Annotated in this window: 18 protein-coding genes and 1 tRNA gene; 1 reads left to right on the forward strand and 18 read right to left on the reverse strand. The window is 62.0% G+C overall.

All coding sequences use genetic code 11. The features are described from left to right. Window positions 1-66: 66 nt before the first annotated feature. The 16 genes from nuoI to QCE49_RS08225 all read right to left on the reverse strand — a co-directional run bounded on the left by nuoI (window position 67) and on the right by QCE49_RS08225 (window position 16,057). The gene (nuoI, locus tag QCE49_RS08150) at window positions 67-555 is read right to left on the reverse strand and encodes an NADH-quinone oxidoreductase subunit NuoI (protein ID WP_008341734.1); all 489 of its coding nucleotides are present in this window, start codon (window positions 553-555) and stop codon (window positions 67-69) included. A gap of 21 nt (window positions 556-576) precedes the next feature. Next, window positions 577-1,641 (reverse strand): NADH-quinone oxidoreductase subunit NuoH, encoded by a 1,065-nt coding sequence (gene nuoH, locus QCE49_RS08155; protein ID WP_008341736.1) that lies wholly within the window; start codon window positions 1,639-1,641, stop codon window positions 577-579. A gap of 2 nt (window positions 1,642-1,643) precedes the next feature. Continuing rightward, window positions 1,644-3,983 carry an NADH-quinone oxidoreductase subunit NuoG gene (nuoG, locus tag QCE49_RS08160; RefSeq protein ID WP_008341739.1) on the reverse strand — a complete coding sequence of 780 codons (2,340 nt, stop codon included), beginning with the start codon at window positions 3,981-3,983 and terminating at the stop codon, window positions 1,644-1,646. Window positions 3,984-4,042: 59 nt separating this feature from the next. Next, the gene (gene nuoF, locus QCE49_RS08165; RefSeq protein ID WP_008341740.1) at window positions 4,043-5,365 is read right to left on the reverse strand and encodes an NADH-quinone oxidoreductase subunit NuoF; all 1,323 of its coding nucleotides are present in this window, start codon (window positions 5,363-5,365) and stop codon (window positions 4,043-4,045) included. Further along, complete coding sequence (gene nuoE, locus QCE49_RS08170; protein WP_008341741.1) at window positions 5,362-5,847, reverse strand: NADH-quinone oxidoreductase subunit NuoE; 486 nt, start codon at window positions 5,845-5,847, stop codon at window positions 5,362-5,364. Before nuoE ends, nuoF begins: the two co-directional genes overlap by 4 nt. 150 nt (window positions 5,848-5,997) lie before the next feature. Next, on the reverse strand, window positions 5,998-7,251 hold the full coding sequence (locus QCE49_RS08175) for an NADH-quinone oxidoreductase subunit D (RefSeq protein ID WP_008341742.1): 1,254 nt from the start codon (window positions 7,249-7,251) through the stop codon (window positions 5,998-6,000). A 9-nt stretch (window positions 7,252-7,260) separates the two neighbouring features. Next, entirely contained in the window at window positions 7,261-7,863 is a 603-nt protein-coding gene (locus tag QCE49_RS08180) for an NADH-quinone oxidoreductase subunit C (RefSeq protein ID WP_008341743.1), read from the reverse strand. Between the two features lie 21 nt (window positions 7,864-7,884). Then, entirely contained in the window at window positions 7,885-8,364 is a 480-nt protein-coding gene (locus tag QCE49_RS08185) for an NADH-quinone oxidoreductase subunit B family protein (protein WP_006052903.1), read from the reverse strand. Between the two features lie 61 nt (window positions 8,365-8,425). Next, window positions 8,426-8,785: an NADH-quinone oxidoreductase subunit A gene (locus tag QCE49_RS08190; RefSeq protein ID WP_008341784.1), complete on the reverse strand. Its 360-nt coding sequence runs from the start codon at window positions 8,783-8,785 to the stop codon at window positions 8,426-8,428. Between the two features lie 214 nt (window positions 8,786-8,999). Continuing rightward, window positions 9,000-9,084: transfer RNA gene (locus QCE49_RS08195), tRNA-Leu, on the reverse strand. 127 nt (window positions 9,085-9,211) lie between these two features. Further along, window positions 9,212-9,589, reverse strand: coding sequence for a preprotein translocase subunit SecG (gene secG, locus QCE49_RS08200; protein ID WP_175983176.1), 378 nt, complete (start codon window positions 9,587-9,589; stop codon window positions 9,212-9,214). 88 nt (window positions 9,590-9,677) lie between these two features. Further along, the gene (tpiA, locus tag QCE49_RS08205; RefSeq protein ID WP_008341786.1) at window positions 9,678-10,451 is read right to left on the reverse strand and encodes a triose-phosphate isomerase; all 774 of its coding nucleotides are present in this window, start codon (window positions 10,449-10,451) and stop codon (window positions 9,678-9,680) included. A 177-nt stretch (window positions 10,452-10,628) separates the two neighbouring features. After that, complete coding sequence (locus QCE49_RS08210; RefSeq protein ID WP_034473898.1) at window positions 10,629-11,645, reverse strand: NAD(P)H-quinone oxidoreductase; 1,017 nt, start codon at window positions 11,643-11,645, stop codon at window positions 10,629-10,631. A gap of 190 nt (window positions 11,646-11,835) precedes the next feature. Further along, window positions 11,836-13,974: a polyribonucleotide nucleotidyltransferase gene (pnp, locus tag QCE49_RS08215; protein WP_008341788.1), complete on the reverse strand. Its 2,139-nt coding sequence runs from the start codon at window positions 13,972-13,974 to the stop codon at window positions 11,836-11,838. A 363-nt stretch (window positions 13,975-14,337) separates the two neighbouring features. After that, entirely contained in the window at window positions 14,338-14,607 is a 270-nt protein-coding gene (gene rpsO / locus QCE49_RS08220; protein ID WP_008341789.1) for a 30S ribosomal protein S15, read from the reverse strand. A 160-nt stretch (window positions 14,608-14,767) separates the two neighbouring features. Beyond that, a complete protein-coding gene (locus QCE49_RS08225) occupies window positions 14,768-16,057 on the reverse strand; it encodes a branched-chain amino acid ABC transporter substrate-binding protein (protein ID WP_250434886.1) in 1,290 nt (429 codons plus the stop codon). A 195-nt stretch (window positions 16,058-16,252) separates the two neighbouring features. On the opposite strand from QCE49_RS08225, the gene QCE49_RS08230 reads away from it, so the two are divergent. Beyond that, complete coding sequence (locus tag QCE49_RS08230) at window positions 16,253-16,768, forward strand: hypothetical protein (protein WP_033535784.1); 516 nt, start codon at window positions 16,253-16,255, stop codon at window positions 16,766-16,768. Between the two features lie 63 nt (window positions 16,769-16,831). On the opposite strand, the gene QCE49_RS08235 is transcribed toward QCE49_RS08230, so the two are convergent. Continuing rightward, window positions 16,832-18,376, reverse strand: coding sequence for a 2-isopropylmalate synthase (locus QCE49_RS08235; protein ID WP_008341793.1), 1,545 nt, complete (start codon window positions 18,374-18,376; stop codon window positions 16,832-16,834). A gap of 217 nt (window positions 18,377-18,593) precedes the next feature. Next, the coding region (locus tag QCE49_RS08240; RefSeq protein ID WP_309805883.1) for a hypothetical protein at window positions 18,594-18,798 on the reverse strand (205 nt) is incomplete at its 5' end.

Here is an 18,798-nt window from a genome sequence, read left to right on the forward strand (position 1 = left end):
CAAACAGCAACAACAAAATCGCTACGGTGCGATGCCGGAACATGAGGCTCGGGCATCGGACGCATATCAACGATAAGGCGCGTCGGCCGCCTTCGATGCGGCGATTTCCGTTTCGTAGCGATCGCCCACCGCAAGCAGCATGTCCTTCGTGAAATACAGGTCGCCGCGCTTTTCGCCGTGATATTCGAGGATGTGCGTTTCGACGATCGAATCGACCGGGCAGCTCTCCTCGCAGAAACCGCAGAAGATGCACTTGGTCAGGTCGATGTCGTAACGCGTGGTGCGACGGGTGTTGTCCGCGCGCGTTTCCGATTCGATCGTGATCGCCATCGCCGGGCACACCGCTTCGCACAGCTTGCAGGCGATGCAGCGCTCTTCGCCGTTCTCATAGCGGCGCAGCGCGTGCAGACCGCGAAAACGCGGCGAGATCGGCGTCTTTTCTTCCGGGAACTGCACCGTGATCTTGCGCTGGAACGTGTAACGTCCCGTCAGCGCAAGACCCTTGAGCAACTCGGTCAGGAAGAAGGTCTTAAAGAAGTTCTGAATAGCATTCATGATGTTTTCGTCCGCGCTCGCTTACTTCCAGATGTTGAGCGGCGACATGATCCAGAAACCGACCACGACCACCCAGATCACCGACACCGGCAGGAACACCTTCCAGCCGAGACGCATGATCTGGTCGTAGCGGTAACGCGGGAATGTCGCGCGCGCCCAGATGAAGACCGACAGCAGCAGGAAAACCTTGAAAACGAACCAGAATACGCCCGGAATGAACGACAGGAAGCCGAACGGTGCATCCCAGCCGCCGAGGAACAGCGTCGCTGCGATCGCCGAGATCACGATCATGTTGATGTACTCGGCGAGGAAGAACAGCGCGAACGCCATGCCCGAGTAATCGATCATGTGACCGGCGACGATTTCCGATTCGCCTTCCACCACGTCGAACGGGTGACGGTTCGTTTCCGCGATGCCCGAGATGAAGTACACGACGAACATCGGCAAAAGTGGCAGCCAGTTCCACGACAGGAAGTTGATGCCCCAGCCCGCGAACATGCCGCGCTGCTGCGAGTGCACGATGTCGGACATGTTCAGCGTGCCCGCGACCATCAGCACCACGACGAGCGCGAAGCCCATCGAGATTTCGTAGGACACCATCTGCGCCGCGGCGCGCATCGCGCCGAGAAACGCGTACTTCGAGTTCGACGCCCAACCCGCCAGAATCACGCCGTATACGCCGATCGACGAAATCGCCATGATGTACAGCAGACCCGCGTTGATGTCGCCGAGCACCGCTTTCGCCTGGAACGGGATCACCGCCCACACGGCGAACGCCGGCACCACGGTCATGATCGGTGCGATCACATAGATCCACTTGCTCGCAGCCGTCGGCTGGATGACTTCCTTGAGCAGAAGCTTCAGCACGTCGGCGATCGGCTGCAGCAAGCCTGCGGGGCCGACGCGGTTCGGGCCGAGACGCACGTGCATCCAGCCGATGAGCTTGCGTTCCCAGAGAATCAGGTAGGCCACGCACAGCAGGATGACCACCGAAACCACCAGGATGCGGACCACCGCCCACACCGTCGGCCATGCGACGCCCAGAAGCTGCGTGCCGCCTGCGTTGATCGTATCGAACAAGCCCATTTTTACGCCTTCTCCACTACCAGTTCACCGAACAGGCCGCCGAGCGCGGCGCCAGCCGTCGTGCCCGCCGACACGCGGACCACCGATTCCGCGAGATTCGCATCGCGGACCGCGGGCAACGTCACCGACAGATTGCCTTGGCGAATACGCACTGCTTCGCCATCCTTCAGACCGAGCTTGTCGAAGAGCGCCGTCGGGAGGCCCGCCACGTTTGCATCGCGTGCGGCTGCCGTCAAATGCAACGAGGGCGCGCGGCGCACGAGCGCATCGGCGTGATAGATCGGTACATCGGCGAGACGCTGCAGGCCGCTGCCGTTCAACACGACGTTCGATGCAGCGCGCTTGGCCTGCACCGTCGTCTTGTTCGACAGACGCGCGGTCAGATCGCCCGTGCCCAACGCCGCGACACGCACTTCGTCAGCGGTGTCGAACTCGAAGCCCGGCAGGCCGAGGATCGTGCCCAGCACGCGCAACACCTTCCAGCCCGGACGCGTCTCGCCGAGCGCGCGCACGACGCCGTTGAACGACTGAGCGGTGCCTTCCGCGTTGACGAACGTGCCCGACGTTTCCGTGAACGGCGCGATCGGCAGCAGCACGTCCGCGTAGTCCATGCCGTGCTTGAACGGCGACATCACGACGACCATTTCCGCTGCCTTGAGCGCGGCGATGGCTTGCGCCGGATTGGCCGTATCGAATTCCGGTTCCGCGTTGAAGAGCACGTAGCCCTTGCGCGGCTGCTCGAACACTTCGCGCGCGTTGAGACCGCCCTCGCCCGGCAATGCATCGACGAGATGCGCGCCGACCGAGTTCGCCCCTTCCGTGAGGAAGCCGAGCGTCGCGCCGGTATTGTCGGCGATCCACTGGGCGGCCGCCTGAATCTGCGCGAAATCCGGATGCTGAACCGCGAGGTTGCCGAGCAGCACGACGCGCTGTTCGCCCGCCGACAGCGACGCCGCGACGTCCTTCGCCGCGGCCGACACTTCGCGACCCGCGAATGCGTCCGGCAGCGCGACGCCGCGCGCTTCCGAAACCGCCGCAGCGATGCCCGCAAGCTGATCGAGCCACGCCGACGGCGCCGCGACCAGGCGATGCGCGGTCGGGATCAGCGAGTCGTCGTTGCTTGCGTTGAGGAACGTGAGCTTCGCGCCGTTTTTCGCGGCCTGACGCAGACGCGCGGCAAACAGCGGATGATCGCGACGCAGGAACGAGCCGATGACGAACGCAGTGTCGATAGTCGACAGATTCGCGATCTTCGTGCCGAGCCACGGCGCGCCGACGCCGACCGGCGCCGAGAAATCGTTCTGACGCAGACGGAAATCGACGTTCGGCGTGCCGACGCCTTCAGCCAGCGTCTTCAGCAGATGCAGTTCTTCGACCGTGCTGTGCGGCGTGGCCAAAGCGGCGATGGCATTCGCGCCGTGATCCGCCTTGATGCCCTTCAGGCCCTTCGCGACGTACTCGAGCGCGGTCTGCCAGTCGGTTTCGATCCAGTTGCCGCCCTGCTTCAGCATCGGCGTGGTGAGACGCTCGTCGCTGTTCAGGCCTTCGTACGAGAAGCGGTCCTTGTCGGAGATCCAGCATTCGTTGATGGCTTCGTTCTCCATCGGCAGAACGCGCATCACGCGGTTGTTCTTCACCTGCACCACGAGGTTCGCGCCGACGGAATCGTGGGGGCTCACCGACTTGCGGCGCGACAGTTCCCATGTACGGGCGCTGTAGCGGAACGGCTTGCTCGTCAACGCGCCGACCGGGCACAGGTCGATCATGTTGCCCGACAGCTCCGAATCCACGGTCTTGCCGACGAACGACGTGATTTCCGAATGCTCGCCACGGCCCAGCATGCCGAGCTCCATCACGCCGGCGACTTCCTGGCCGAAGCGCACGCAGCGCGTGCAGTGGATGCAGCGCGACATCTCTTCCATCGAGATGAGCGGACCGACGTTCTTGTGGAACACCACGCGCTTTTCTTCGCTATAGCGCGACTGCGACTTGCCGTAACCGACGGCCAGATCCTGCAATTGGCACTCGCCGCCCTGATCGCAGATCGGGCAATCGAGCGGGTGGTTGATCAGCAGGAATTCCATCACCGACTGTTGGGCCTTCACGGCCTTGTCCGACGTCGTGCGGACGATCATGCCGTTCGATACCGGCGTGGCGCAGGCGGGAACGGCCTTCGGCATCTTTTCGACTTCGACGAGGCACATCCGGCAGTTCGCCGCGATCGACAGTTTCTTGTGATAGCAGAAGTGAGGGATGTACGTATCGACCTTGTGCGCAGCCTGGATCACCATGCTGCCTTCAGGCACCTCGACCGCCTTGCCGTCAATTTCTAGTTCAACCATGATGGATAAAGATCCTCAACCCTTCTCGAGCGTTGTCGCGCATCTGACTGCGCGCCTGATTACGCGGTAAGCGCTTCGGACGGCGCGTGATGCGCGTGCCCGCCGACGAGACAATGCTTGTGCTCGACGTGATATTCGAATTCGTCCCAGAAGTGCTTGAGCATGCCGCGCACGGGCATCGCCGCTGCATCGCCGAGCGCGCAGATCGTACGGCCCATGATGTTCTCGGCGACCGAGTTCAGCAGATCCAGATCTTCCTTGCGGCCGAGACCGTGCTCGATGCGATGCACGACGCGATACAGCCAGCCCGTGCCCTCACGGCACGGCGTGCATTGGCCGCACGACTCTTCATAGTAGAAGTACGACAGGCGCAACAGCGAGCGCACCATGCAGCGCGTTTCGTTCATCACGATGACCGCGCCCGAGCCCAGCATCGAGCCGGCCTTCGCGATCGAGTCGTAGTCCATGTCGGTCGCGAGCATCATGTCGCCCGGCACGACCGGCGCGGATGAGCCGCCCGGAATCACGGCCTTGATCGATTTGCCGCGCACGCCGCCCGCCAGTTCCATCAGCGTCGAGAACGGCGTGCCGAGCGGAATCTCGTAGTTGCCCGGACGGTTCACATCGCCCGAGACGGAGAAAATCTTCGTGCCGCCGTTGTTCGGCTTGCCGATCTCGAGGTAATTCTGCGGGCCGATTTCCAGCAGGAACGGCACCGCCGCGAACGTCTCGGTGTTGTTGATCGTGGTCGGCTTGCCGTACACGCCGAAGCTCGCCGGGAACGGCGGCTTGAAGCGCGGCTGGCCCTTCTTGCCTTCGAGCGATTCGAGCAGCGCGGTTTCTTCACCGCAGATGTACGCGCCGTAACCATGGTGCGCGTACAGCTCGAACGAGAAACCCGAGCCCAGGATGTTCGCGCCCAGATAGCCGGCCTGACGCGCTTCTTCGAGCGCCGCTTCGAACACGCGATAGACTTCGAAAATCTCGCCGTGGATATAGTTGTAGCCGACGGTGATGCCCATTGCATACGCGCCGATGGCCATGCCTTCGATCAGCGCGTGCGGATTCCAGCGCAGGATGTCGCGATCCTTGAACGTGCCCGGCTCGCCTTCGTCCGAATTGCAGACGAGATACTTCTGCCCCGGAAACTGACGCGGCATGAAGCTCCACTTCAGGCCGGTCGGAAAGCCCGCGCCGCCGCGGCCGCGCAGACCCGACGCCTTGACGTCGGCGATCACCTGCTCGGGTGGAATCTTTTCTTCGAGAATGCGGCGCAACTGCTTGTAGCCGCCGCGCGCGACGTAATCTTCGAGATGCCAGTTCTCGCCATTGAGGCCAGCGAGGATCAGCGGCTTGATGTGACGATCGTGGAGTGACGTCATTTCGAAAGTTCCTCGATCAACTGGTCGATCTTCTCGCGGCTCATGAAGCTGCACATGCGATGGTTGTTCACGAGCAGCACAGGTGCGTCGCCGCACGCGCCGAAGCACTCGCCTTCTTTTAGCGTGAACTTGCCGTCGGGCGTGGTCTCGCCGAAATCGATTCCAAGCTTCTGCTTGAGATATTCGGCAGCGCTGTCCGAACCGCCATCCGGGCCGAGCTGGCAGGGCAGATTCGTGCAGAGCGTGATCTTGTGCTTGCCGACCGGCTTCAGCTCGTACATCGTGTAGAACGTGGCGACTTCCTGCACCGCGACCGGCGGCATGCTCAGGTAATCGGCCACGAACTGCATGATTTCGGGCGAGAGCCAACCATGCTCTTCCTGAGCGACAGCGAGCGCCGCCATCACCGCCGATTGCTTTTGCTCGGCGGGATACTTCGCGACCGCGCGATCGATTTCTTTCAGGCCTTCAGCTGAGATCATTTTCAGACACGACTCTTTCAATTCCTACCGAACGAAAACCTGCCGCGCCCTTCGTATTGCGGCAGACCTGGCGTTCCTGCGGGTTCCTGTTATTGCTTTCGCGTTTCTTGCGCAGCGGCTCGGCGAGCCGACCGCGCAGGCGCCGATGAATCAGCGATCGATCTCGCCGAACACGATGTCTTGCGTACCGATGATCGTCACTGCGTCGGCGATCATGTGGCCTCGCGCCATTTCATCGAGCGCTGCGAGGTGTGCATAGCCCGGCGCGCGAATCTTCAGGCGATACGGCTTGTTCGCGCCATCCGAGATCAGGTAGATGCCGAACTCGCCCTTCGGATGCTCGACCGCAGCGTACGTTTCGCCTTCCGGCACATGGAAGCCTTCGGTAAAGAGCTTGAAATGATGAATCAACTCTTCCATGTTGCTCTTCATGCCGACGCGCGACGGCGGTGCAACCTTGTGATTATCGACCATCACAGGGCCAGGATTCTTGCGCAGCCACGCAATGCACTGTTTGGCGATGCGCGTCGACTGGCGCATTTCTTCCACGCGCACCAGATAGCGGTCGTAGCAGTCGCCGTTCACGCCGACGGGGATGTCGAAGTCGAGCTGATCGTACACTTCGTACGGCTGCTTCTTGCGCAAGTCCCACTCGATGCCCGAGCCGCGCAGCATCGCGCCGCTCAAGCCCATCTGCAACGCGCGCTCCGGGCTCACCACGCCGATGCCCACGAGACGCTGCTTCCAGATGCGGTTGTCGGTGAGCAGCGTTTCGTACTCGTCGACACAGCCCGGGAAACGATTGAAGAAGTCCTCGATGAAGTCGAGCAACGAGCCCTGACGGTTCTCGTTCATCTTGTCGAGCGCCTTCGCGTTGCGGATCTTCGACGCCTTGTATTGCGGCATCGCGTCCGGCAGATCGCGATAGACGCCGCCCGGACGATAGTACGCCGCGTGCATGCGCGCACCCGACACCGCCTCGTAGACGTCCATCAGATCTTCGCGCTCGCGGAACGCGTAAAGGAAGACCGCCATCGCGCCGACGTCGAGCGCGTGCGAGCCGATCCACATCAGATGGTTCAGCACGCGCGTGATTTCGTCGAACAGCACACGGATGTATTTCGCGCGGATCGGCACGTCGATGCCGAGCAGCTTCTCGATAGCGAGCACGTAGCCGTGCTCGTTGACCATCATCGACACATAGTCGAGACGGTCCATGTACGGCACGGACTGCAGGAAGGTCTTGGTCTCGGCGAGCTTCTCGGTCGCGCGATGCAGCAGACCGATGTGCGGGTCGGCGCGCTGGATCACTTCGCCGTCGAGTTCCAGCACGAGGCGCAGCACGCCGTGCGCTGCCGGGTGCTGCGGGCCAAAGTTCAGCGTGTAATTCTTGATCTCTGCCATGGCGTTCTCTTAATGTTTCAGACCGCCATAGCGATCTTCGCGAATCACGCGCGGCGTGATTTCGCGCGGTTCGATCGTCACGGGCTGGTACACCACGCGCTTCTCTTCCGGGTCGTAGCGCATTTCGACGTAGCCGGAAATCGGGAAGTCCTTGCGGAACGGATGGCCGATGAAACCATAGTCCGTGAGAATGCGGCGCAGATCGGGATGGCCTTCGAATACGATGCCATAGAGGTCGAACGCTTCGCGCTCGTACCAGTTCGCCGACGTCCAGATATCGACCACCGAAGCCACGATGGGCACTTCGTCGTCCGGAGCGAATACGCGCACGCGCACGCGCCAGTTGTGCGTGATCGAGAGAAGATGACTGACTGCCGCGAAACGCGGACCGTCGTAGACGCCGTCGCCATACGTCGAATAATCGACGCCGGAGAGGTCCATGAGCTGCTCGAAGCGCAGCGACGGGTCATCGCGCAACTGCTTGCAGACGTCCAGATAGTCGGCCGCCTTGACGACGACCGTCACCTGACCCAGCGACTCGGTAATGCTCTGGAGACGGCCGCCAAACGCCGTCTCGAGGTTCGCTTTGAGGGTCTCGAGTTTGCTTGCCATAGTTTGGGGAGACTCAGGCCCTTACTGACGGGCGATGGTGTTGGTGCGGCGAATCTTCGCCTGCAACTGGATCACGCCGTAGACCAGCGCCTCGGCGGTCGGAGGACAACCGGGAACGTAGACGTCGACCGGGACGATCCGGTCGCAGCCGCGCACGACGGAATACGAATAGTGATAATAGCCGCCGCCGTTCGCGCACGAGCCCATCGAGATGACCCAGCGCGGCTCGGCCATCTGGTCGTACACCTTACGAAGCGCGGGCGCCATTTTGTTGCAGAGCGTGCCGGCTACGATCATCACGTCCGACTGGCGCGGGCTCGGGCGGAACACCACGCCGAAACGGTCCAGGTCGTAACGGGCGGCGCCCGCGTGCATCATCTCGACCGCGCAGCATGCGAGACCGAACGTCATCGGCCACAGGGAGCCGGTGCGCGTCCAGTTGATGAGCTTGTCAGCCGTGGTGGTGACAAAGCCTTCCTTCAAGACCCCTTCGATACTCATTTGTTTTCCACTCCAGATGAGCAGCCAGCCAAAGCCGCCCATAAATCCGGTGATCTAACTGTCATTCCCAGTCGAGTCCGCCCTTTCTCCAGATGTAGGCGAAACCGAGCAAAAATTCGAGCAGAAAAATCATCATCGCGATGAAACCAGGCCAGCCGATATCGCGCAGGGAAACACCCCACGGGAACAGGAACGCCGTCTCAAGGTCGAAAATGATGAAAAGAATCGCGACGAGATAGTAACGCACATCGAACTTCATACGCGCGTCTTCGAACGCTTCGAAGCCGCACTCGTACGGCGCGTTTTTTTCCGTGTCGGGCTTGTTGGGACCGAGGATCTTGCCAATGCTGACCAACGCTATACCTAAACCAAGGCCCACCAGAAGAAACAAGAAGACGGGGTAATAGGGTGCGAGGTTCAAGGCTATCCTCAGATCGGTAGATGTGGCCTGTAATTGATTGGGGCGCTTCAGCCGGGACGGACCACCCGGCAGGAGTATCACTTGGGACCGCTCACGATATCAGCACAACGTGACAACCGCTTTGATGTTGTCGATGCCGCCGCAAAAACGTAAGCGTACTCCAGAAGTGACAATGCCAGCCGAAGCGATGCAAGCGGCTGGCATTGGATAACTTTGGTGCCGACGGCGAGACTCGAACTCGCACAGCTTTCGCCACTACCCCCTCAAGATAGCGTGTCTACCAATTTCACCACGTCGGCACTGTACTGCAATCCGGGAAAACTACTTCTTAATTGCCGCGAATCGCTTCAAGACTTGAATTATAACTGGGCCCTTGGAATTGTTCAACGCACAAAATGCAAAATCCGCGAAAAATCTGTTCCGTCGTTATTTGGGCACGTCAGCACCCGGCGCCGACGATGCAACCGGTGCCGACACAGGCGCAGACGCTCCTGATGCGGCCACGGCCGGAGCCGATGCCGGCACAGGAGCCGCACCGCCCAACACACCCGCGGACGTCTGCGGCTTATAGCTTCCGAGATAGGTCAGCGCCAGCGTCGTCACGAAGAAGATCGCGGCGAGAATGGCCGTGGTACGCGACAGGAAGTTGGCCGAACCCGTCGCACCAAACAGACTGCCCGATGCGCCGCTGCCGAACGCCGCGCCCATGTCCGCGCCCTTGCCGTGCTGGAGCAGCACGAGGCCGATTACACCCAACGCCGACAGCAACTGAACGACGATAATCAATGTCTTCAAATACAGCATTTCAACTCACCCGATTCCTGATGTTTCCGTGACACCTTCGTGTCGCACTATGCTCTTTCGCCTGCCCTGCCCGCTCGCCGTTCGACGCTCAATGCGTCACGGTTTGCGCCGCCCGGCAGATCGCCAGAAAATCTTTCGACTTCAGCGACGCGCCGCCAATCAGCCCGCCGTCGATGTCTTTCTGCCCGAACAGCTCTTCCGCGTTTTCCGGCTTCACGCTGCCGCCATATAAGAGCGGCACGTTCGCAACCGTTGCGCCCTTCTCCAGCAGCTTGTGACGCAGAAACGCATGAACATCCTGCGCCTGCCCCGGCCGCGCGGTCTTGCCCGTACCGATCGCCCAGACCGGTTCGTACGCGACCACGATGCCCGCCGCCTGCTCTTCCGTGAGCGCCTGCAACACGGCTTCGAGCTGCGTGCCGATGATCCGCTCCGTCGTGCCCGCCTCACGTTCTTCCAGCGTCTCGCCGACACAGACGATCGGCGTAAGGCCCGCTTCGATCGCGCGCTGCGCTTTCGACGCGACGAGTTCCGGACTTTCGCGATGATACGCGCGTCGCTCCGAATGCCCGACGATCGCGTACGTGACGCCGAAGTCCGCCGCCATCTCGGCCGCGACTTCGCCGGTGAACGCACCGCCCGTATGCGCCGACACGTCCTGAATGCCCCAGCGCACCACCGAGCCGCTGAGCAGCGCTTGCGATTGCGCGAGATACGGACACGGCACGCACACGCCGACGCTCACGCCCTTCTGCAAAGCCGATGCGCCCGCGGCGACCTCGATCAGCAAGGTCGCATTTTCTCCGATGCGGCCGTGCATCTTCCAGTTGCCCACCACCAGTTTCGCTCGTTCTCTGGACATATGTCTCGTCAGTCGGTGGCGGCTTGTTGCATGCACGTGGTCAGCCGCCCTGTTATAAGAATGAACCGCTACGAACCGCAAACTGCCTGCAAAACAGGCGATTTTACTGTGTTACGACGAAACCGGTCAAACCATCAAAAGCGAGCCGCAACATGAAACGCTCGCTGCCGGCGAATTTCACGCGTCGTCGCGCCAGTCGAGCACGATCTTGCCGACGTGCGTACTGCTTTCCATCAGTGCGTGCGCGGCGGCTGCATCGCGCGCCGGGAACACCTGATGGATCACCGGCTTGATGCGCCCCGCCTCGATTTCCGGCCAGACGCGCTCCTTCAGCTTCGCCGCGAGCTTCGCCTTGAATGCGACGGGACGCGGACGCAGCGTCGAGCCCGTGATGACGAGACGCCGGCGCAGCACGTCGTTCAGGTTGATCTCCGCCTTCGCGCCGCCGAGCAGCGCGATCACGCAGATGCGCCCGCCGTCGGCAAGCGCCTTGAGCTCGCGCTGAAGATAGTCGCCAGCGACCATATCCAGAATGACGTCGACGCCGCGATCGTTCGTCAGCGACTTCACTACTTCGACGAAATCTTCCGTCTTGTAGTTGATCGCCCGCTCCGCGCCGAGCGCTTCGCACGCGCGGCACTTTTCATCGGTGCCGGCCGTGGCGAACACGCGAAAGCCGAGCGCTTTGGCGATCTGAATCGCCGTCACGCCGATGCCGCTCGACCCGCCCTGCACGAGCAGCGTTTCTTCCTCGCCGTTCTCGCCCGCGCCCAACTGACCGCGTTCGAACACGTTGCTCCACACCGTGAAGAACGTCTCCGGCAAGGATGCCGCCTCGATGTCCGACAGACCCTTCGGCACCGGCAGACACTGTTCGAGCGGGGCCACCGCGTATTCGGCGTATCCGCCGCCCGCGAGCAGCGCGCACACGCGATCGCCTTTTTTCAGACCGAACGGGTTGTGCTTCGGATCGAAATCGCCATCGACGATTTCACCGGCAACCTCCAGCCCCGGGAGATCCGACGCGCCCGGCGGCGGCGCATAAGCGCCCTTGCGCTGGAACACGTCCGGCCGGTTGACGCCGGAAGCGGCCACCTTGATCAACACCTCGCACTTGCCCGGCGCAGGCGTCGGACGCTCGCCGAGTTTGAGAACTTCGGGTGCGCCGAACTCAGTGATTTCGATGGCCTTCATATGCTCTCCCTGTGCCGCCCAGAGTTAGTGTGCATCCGAACCGGATGGCACTGCGCGCGCCTCGAAGCAATCCGCGCTCCACACACTGCCATCGAGTCCGATGACGCGTCGGACAATGCATAGCGTCCCAAGCGTCATACATGAAAACGGCCGGCTCGCTGAAGCGGCCGGCCGTCTACACATTACCGCATTACTGCTGCGGGTGCGTCGGTTCTGCCTGCTGCGCGCCTTCGTTCAGAAGCGCCTTCGCCGACAGACGCACACGACCCTTTTCGTCCGTCTGGATGACCTTGACCTTCACGATCTGGCCTTCCTTCAGATAGTCGTTGATGTCCTTCACGCGCTCGTTGACGATCTCAGAGATGTGCAGCAGACCGTCCTTGCCCGGCAGAATGTTCACGATCGCGCCGAAATCGAGCAGCTTGAGCACCGGGCCTTCGTAGACCTGGCCGACTTCCACTTCCGCCGTGATGTTCTCGATGCGTTTCTTCGCGTCGGCCATGCCTTCCGCGCTCGTGCTCGCGATCGTCACGACGCCGTCGTCCGAAATGTCGATGGTCGTGCCGGTTTCTTCCGTCAGCGCGCGGATCACGGAACCGCCCTTGCCGATCACGTCGCGGATCTTCTCCGGATTGATCTTGATGGTGATCATGCGCGGCGCGTAGTCCGACAGTTCCGTGTTCGTCGTCGGAACGGCGGCGGTCATCTTGCCGAGGATGTGCATGCGGCCTTCCTTGGCCTGCGCCAGCGCGACCTGCATGATTTCCTTCGTGATGCCCTGGATCTTGATGTCCATCTGCAGCGCCGTGACGCCCTGCGACGTGCCGGCCACCTTGAAGTCCATGTCGCCGAGGTGATCTTCGTCGCCGAGGATGTCGGTCAGAACCGCGAACTTGTTGCCTTCGAGGATCAGGCCCATCGCGATGCCCGCGACGTGCGCCTTCATCGGCACGCCGGCGTCCATCAGCGCGAGGCAGCCGCCGCAGACGGAAGCCATCGACGACGAACCGTTCGATTCAGTGATTTCCGACACGACGCGAATCGAATAGCCGAACTCGTCGGCGCTAGGCAGGCACGCGACCAGCGCGCGCTTCGCCAGACGGCCGTGGCCGATTTCGCGGCGCTTCGGCGAACCGACGCGGCCGGTTTCGCCCGTCGCGAACGGCGGCATGTTGTAGTGAAGCATGAAGCGCTCGCGGTATTCGCCTTCGAGTGCGTCGATGCTTTGCTCATCGCCCTTCGTGCCGAGCGTCGCGACGACGAGCGCCTGCGTTTCGCCGCGCGTGAAGAGCGCCGAGCCGTGCGTGCGCGGCAATACGCCCGTACGAATTTCGATCGGACGGACGGTGCGCGTGTCGCGGCCGTCGATGCGCGGCTCGCCGTTCAGGATCTGCGTGCGGACGATCTTCGCTTCGATATCGAACAGGACGTTGCCGACCGTCGCCGCATCGGCCGCGACCGTGCCGCCCGTCGCGGCTTCTTCCGCCAGCTTCGCCGACGTCGCCGCGTAGACTTCCTTCAGCTTGGCCGAGCGCGCCTGCTTGTTGCGCAACTGATAAGCCGCTTCGAGTTCCGGCTTGGCGATTTCCGTGACGCGCGCGATGAGCGCTTCGTTCTTCGGCGCCGGCTGCCAGTCCCACTCGGGCTTGCCGCCTTCGCGCACGAGTTCATGGATCGCGTCGATGGCGGTCTGCATCTGCTCGTGGCCGAAAACGACCGCGCCGAGCATCACTTCTTCGGAGAGCTGCTGCGCTTCCGATTCGACCATCAGCACCGCGCGCTCCGTGCCCGCGACGACCAGATCGAGCGCCGATTCCTTCATCTGCGGGCGCGTCGGGTTCAGCACGTACTCGTTGTTGATGTACGCGACACGTGCCGCGCCGACCGGACCGTTGAACGGCAGTCCCGACACGGCGAGCGCGGCGGACGCGCCGATCAGCGCCGGAATGTCGGCCGGGACATCCGGGTTCAGCGACAGGACGTGGATCACGACCTGAACTTCGTTATAGAAGCCTTCCGGGAACAGCGGACGCAGCGGGCGGTCGATCAGACGCGAAATCAGCGTTTCGCCTTCGGACGGACGGCCTTCGCGGCGGAAGAAGCCGCCCGGGATCTTGCCGGCGGCATAGGTCTTTTCGAGGTAGTCGACGGTCAGCGGGAAGAAGTCCTGGCCCGGCTTGGCGGTCTTCGCGCCGACGACGGTTGCGAGCACGACGGTATCTTCGACATCGACGATCACCGCGCCGCTCGCCTGACGGGCGATTTCACCCGTTTCGAGGCGGACGTTGTGCTGTCCCCACTTGAACTCTTTGACGATCTTATTGAACATTTCGACTCCTTCTACGTTTGCGCCGCGCCGGTCGACTGGCGCGTGCGGGAAGGTCCGGAGCCACGCTTGAGAGGTGTGTTATGCCATTCCAGCGCGATGCGTTTCGATGAACGTCGTCGCGCTGGAATGACACAAAGCTCCGCTGCGAGGCTGGACCGAGTGTCGGACCGGATGGACTCATCCGGGATAAAGCTTATGAACTGCCGAAACTTCCGACTGCGTGGCAACTACGGGCGCCGATTGCCGAAAACACGATCGGGCACCACTTCGCGACCGAAACGCACAAAAACAAAGTGCCTGTATCAGCGGACTGACACAGGCACTTCATTAGGACGTTGGCCGCAAAGCCACGCTTGGCGCCAATTACTTGCGCAGACCCAGCTTTTCGATCAGCGAGCGATAACGATCCGCGTCCTTGCCCTTCAGGTAGTCGAGCAGCTTACGACGACGGCTCACCATGCGCAGCAGACCGCGGCGGCTGTGGTGATCCTTCGAGTGCGACTTGAAGTGGACGGTGAGTTCGTTGATGCGGCTCGTCAGCAGTGCGACTTGCACTTCGGGAGAACCGGTGTCGTTTGCGCCGCGTGCGTATTCAGCGACGATGTCGGATTTCTTGATTTCTGCTACGGACATTTGCTTTTCCTTTGATACAAACAGGCGGTCACGGAAGAAAGGCCGTGCCGTGGATTTACAAAAAATGAATCGTTTCCGGCAATGCGCCGAAAACGAAGCGCAAAGTATAGCACAGTGCAATGTCTCGCCGAAGCACTTCTGCGCGGGGCGAATCGGCGCCTTAGCGCGGCGGGCGCGACATGCGGCACGTCGTCGGTTGCGCGGTCTTGTCGGCGGGGACGCTCAGAAGCGTGCGGAAGCCGTAGCCCGAGCCTTCGTTATCGAGCGCGACGCCTTTCGTTCCCGCCTTGTCCATTTCCATGACGTAAAGGGGCTGGATCACCTGATGATCTTCGGCACGCACGGTCATCGGGTGGAAGCCTTCGCCGTCGAACTTCATGCCTTCGAGCGTGCGCGCCACCGCGAGCGGGTCCGCGCTTTTTGCGCGCGTCATCGCGGCGGCGAGCATTTCTACCATCAGCGGCATACGCGCAACAAGGTAATCGTCCGCGGCGGCAGGATAGCGGGCTCTGAACGCGCGATAGTACGCGTCCGACGCAGCGCTGCCCGCATTCGGATGCCAGTCCGCCACGGCGATCACGCGCTTCACGCCGGCATCGCCGAGCGCGGCCGGAGCGCCCAGACTGTTGCCGTAGAACGTGTAGAACTTCGTGTCGAGCCCCTGCTCGCGCGCGGCTTTGACGAGAAGCGTCAGATCGTTGCCCCAGTTTCCGGTGATCACCGCGTCCGCTCCACTCGCGCGGATTTTCGCGATGTAAGGCGCGAAATCCTTCACGCGCCCGATCGGATGAAATTCGTCGCCCGCGATCGCGATGTCCGGGCGCCGCTCCCTGAGCGCGCGCTGTGCCTCGCGGCTCACGTCGTGGCCGAAGCTGTAATCCTGATTGAGCAGATAGACCTTCTTCACCGCGCGATCGTCTTTCAGCGCATCGGCGAGGGCATCCATCCGCATGCCGGCGTGCGCGTCGAAGCGGAAATGCCAGAAACTGCACGCGTCGTTGGTGAGCGCGGGATCGTCGGCGGAATAATTGAGGAACAGCACGCGGCGATCCGGCTCGCGAGCGTTTTGGCGGTCGACAGCCGCTACGAGCGCCGCCGCCACCGCCGAACTATTGCCCTGCATGACGAAGCCGATCTTCTCGTCGATCGCCGCACGCAGCTGCACGAGACTCGCCTCGCTGCTGCCCTTGCCATCGAGCACGACGAGTTGCAGCGGATGCGCGCCGTCCGCGAGCTTCACGCCGCCTTGCGCGTTCACGCGCTCGACGCCGAAACGCAGATTGCGCTCGACCATTGCGCCGGCGTTCGCGAACGGGCCGGACATGCCTTCGATCAGCGCGAGCTTGATGGGTGGCAATTCGGCCGCCCGCGCCGTCATGGACAAGGCAAGACACGCCGATGCCGCGATGCGCAGCCATTGCATCGCGCGCGCGCTGGTTCCGTTCTTCATGAGTTTCCGCCGATCCGCCGAAAGCGCGGATCATAGGCTGCAGCGCGCGCCCCGCGCAAGTCGCGATTGCCGACACATCGGCTTGAATGCCGCGACGTATCGGAGAATGCTTTGCCGCGCGCGCATGTCAAAATCACGGGAAACATCGAACAAACGCTGCTCGCCGCCGCGAGGAGCAAGCACGTGGAGGCTTCAATGCTGCACATACTCAACCGCATGCGCGCATCGCTGACATGCGCCGGGGTCGCGCTCCTTCTGTCCGCCTGCGCGCAGCCGTGGCAGAACTATCAGGCTGGCGCGGATGCCTCGACGATCACCGCCCGCCTCGGCCCGCCGCGCGAAATCTACGATCTGCCCAATGGCGGCAAGCGCCTGATGTGGCCGACGCAACCGCTCGGCGAATTCACCACCGCCGCCGATATCGACGCTTCCGGCAAGATCGTCAATGTTCGGCAAGTGCTCGACGAAAACGAGTTCTACAAGGCGCAGATCGGCACCTGGACGAGGCAGGACGTGCTCGTGAACTTCGGGCGGCCCGTGGAGACGTCGTACTTTCCGCTGATGAAGCGCGAAGTCTGGACCTATCGCTACATGGAGGCGAACATCTGGTATCTGATGTACAACTTCTATTTCGACGAGCAGGGCATCTTGCGCATGACGCAGAAAACGCCCGATCCGTTGCACGATCCGGATCGGCGCAATCTGTTCTGAGCGCATCGACGCCATGTAAAAAGCCCTCGCGAAGAGGGCTTTTTTGCGTTTCGACCGATCGAATCAAAGCTGCGGATTGAGCTTTTCGACCTTCGAATGCAGCTTGTTCAACGCGGCGATGTACGCCTTCGCCGACGCCGCGACGATGTCCGGATCCGTGCCCACGCCGTTCACGATGCGACCGCTCTTCGACAGACGCACGGTGACTTCGCCCTGCGCCTGCGTGCCGGTCGTGATCGCGTTGACCGAATACAGCACGAGCTCCGCGCCGCTCTCGACCTTTGATTCGATCGCGTGCAGCGTCGCATCGACCGGACCGTTGCCGCGCGCTTCGCCCGTGACTTCGGTGCCTTCCACCGCGAACACGACCTTCGCTTGCGGCTGCTCGCCGGTTTCCGAATGCTGCTTCATCGACACGAAGCGGAAGTGCTCTTTCGCCTGCGCCTCGGCGGATTCCTCGGAGACGATCTGCATGATGTCTTCGTCGAAGATTTCGGCCTTGCGGTCAGCGAGATCCTTGAAGCGCGCGAATGCCGCGTTCACATCGGCTTCGGATTCGAGCGTCACGCCCAGTTCTTCCAGACGCTGCTTGAACGCATTTCGGCCCGACAGCTTGCCGAGCACGATCTTGTTCGCGCTCCAGCCCACGTCTTCCGCGCGCATGATTTCGTAGGTGTCGCGCGCCTTCAGCACGCCGTCCTGATGGATGCCCGAAGCGTGCGCGAACGCATTCGCCCCGACGACCGCCTTGTTCGGCTGCACGACGAAACCGGTGATCTGCGAGACGAGCTTCGAGGTCGGCACGATCTGCGTCGTGTCGATGCCCAGATCGAGGCCGAAGTAATCCTTGCGCGTCTTCACCGACATCACGATTTCTTCGAGCGACGTATTGCCCGCGCGCTCGCCCAGACCGTTGATCGTGCATTCGACCTGACGCGCGCCGCCGATCTGCACGCCCGCGAGCGAATTCGCGACCGCCATGCCGAGGTCGTCGTGGCAATGCACCGACCAGATCGCCTTGTCGGAGTTCGGCACGCGCTCGCGCAGCGTCTTGACGAGATTGCCGTAGAGCTCCGGCACGCCGTAGCCGACCGTATCCGCGATATTGATGGTGCGCGCGCCTTCGTCGATCACGGCTTCGAGCACGCGGCAGAGATAATCGATATCCGAGCGGCTGCCGTCTTCCGGCGAGAATTCGACATCATCCGTGAACTTGCGCGCGAAACGCACCGCGAGGCGCGCCTGGTCGTAGACCTGCTCCGGCGTCATGCGCAGCTTCTTCTCCATGTGCAGCGCCGACGTCGCGATGAACGTGTGGATACGGAACTGGCCGGCGGGCTTGAGCGCATCGGCGGCGCGCTGGATGTCCTTGTCGTTCGCGCGGGCGAGCGAGCAGACCGTGCTGTCCTTCACGAGCCCCGCGATGGTGTGGATCGCGTCGAAGTCGCCGTTCGAGCTGGCCGCGAAGCCCGCCTCGATCACGTCGACCTTCATGCGTTCCAGTTGCTTCGCGATGCGGATCTTCTCTTCCTTCGTCATCGACGCGCCGGGGGACTGCTCGCCATCGCGCAAGGTCGTGTCGAAGATGATCAACTTGTCTGCTGCCATGTTGGGCTCCTGTGGGGAGATTTATCGATTGTTGGAGATATCGAGACGAAACTCAAAAGGGAATTCGGGTGTTCGCGCCACCGCTGGCGTCGAAAACCTGAATGGACGAGCAGACGGGAGGCGTGAAGGATCAGCGCGGTAGGCGCGCTAGCAGCGATAGTGCGCGTAGCGACGCACTAGCCGGAAACAACGAGAAGGGGAACGTGAAAAAGTTCATTCAAAAACTATAACGACTTTTGATGACCTGTGCAATGAGGCTTTCCGATTGCGCCGATTGACGCTGCCTCGCGCCCGAACGCAAAACAAAAAAGCCTGCGTCCGCAATGAACTGACCCCGCAAAGTTGGACAGTTTTGGGCTAGGCCGCTAAGGGCTGAGTTCTGTACATCACAGGACTCAGCCCTTTCAGCTTCAGCTTGATGC

Origin of the sequence: Caballeronia sp. LZ008 (assembly GCF_031451435.1) — a bacterium.
GTDB lineage: Bacteria > Pseudomonadota > Gammaproteobacteria > Burkholderiales > Burkholderiaceae > Caballeronia > Caballeronia zhejiangensis.

What these genes read in the sequence shown, in the direction of transcription:
- rpsO (WP_008341789.1), bottom strand. Translation starts at nt 14,607, where the DNA reads ATGTCCGTAGCAGAAATCAAGAAATCCGACATCGTCGCTGAATACGCA.
- QCE49_RS08235 (WP_008341793.1), bottom strand. Translation starts at nt 18,376, where the DNA reads ATGGCAGCAGACAAGTTGATCATCTTCGACACGACCTTGCGCGATGGC.
- QCE49_RS08230 (WP_033535784.1), top strand. Translation starts at nt 16,253, where the DNA reads ATGCTGCACATACTCAACCGCATGCGCGCATCGCTGACATGCGCCGGG.
- nuoH (WP_008341736.1), bottom strand. Translation starts at nt 1,641, where the DNA reads ATGGGCTTGTTCGATACGATCAACGCAGGCGGCACGCAGCTTCTGGGC.
- QCE49_RS08175 (WP_008341742.1), bottom strand. Translation starts at nt 7,251, where the DNA reads ATGGCAGAGATCAAGAATTACACGCTGAACTTTGGCCCGCAGCACCCG.
- secG (WP_175983176.1), bottom strand. Translation starts at nt 9,589, where the DNA reads ATGCTGTATTTGAAGACATTGATTATCGTCGTTCAGTTGCTGTCGGCG.
- nuoI (WP_008341734.1), bottom strand. Translation starts at nt 555, where the DNA reads ATGAATGCTATTCAGAACTTCTTTAAGACCTTCTTCCTGACCGAGTTG.
- QCE49_RS08180 (WP_008341743.1), bottom strand. Translation starts at nt 7,863, where the DNA reads ATGGCAAGCAAACTCGAGACCCTCAAAGCGAACCTCGAGACGGCGTTT.
- tpiA (WP_008341786.1), bottom strand. Translation starts at nt 10,451, where the DNA reads ATGTCCAGAGAACGAGCGAAACTGGTGGTGGGCAACTGGAAGATGCAC.
- QCE49_RS08225 (WP_250434886.1), bottom strand. Translation starts at nt 16,057, where the DNA reads ATGAAGAACGGAACCAGCGCGCGCGCGATGCAATGGCTGCGCATCGCG.
- nuoE (WP_008341741.1), bottom strand. Translation starts at nt 5,847, where the DNA reads ATGATCTCAGCTGAAGGCCTGAAAGAAATCGATCGCGCGGTCGCGAAG.
- nuoF (WP_008341740.1), bottom strand. Translation starts at nt 5,365, where the DNA reads ATGACGTCACTCCACGATCGTCACATCAAGCCGCTGATCCTCGCTGGC.
- pnp (WP_008341788.1), bottom strand. Translation starts at nt 13,974, where the DNA reads ATGTTCAATAAGATCGTCAAAGAGTTCAAGTGGGGACAGCACAACGTC.
- nuoG (WP_008341739.1), bottom strand. Translation starts at nt 3,983, where the DNA reads ATGGTTGAACTAGAAATTGACGGCAAGGCGGTCGAGGTGCCTGAAGGC.
- QCE49_RS08185 (WP_006052903.1), bottom strand. Translation starts at nt 8,364, where the DNA reads ATGAGTATCGAAGGGGTCTTGAAGGAAGGCTTTGTCACCACCACGGCT.
- QCE49_RS08210 (WP_034473898.1), bottom strand. Translation starts at nt 11,645, where the DNA reads ATGAAGGCCATCGAAATCACTGAGTTCGGCGCACCCGAAGTTCTCAAA.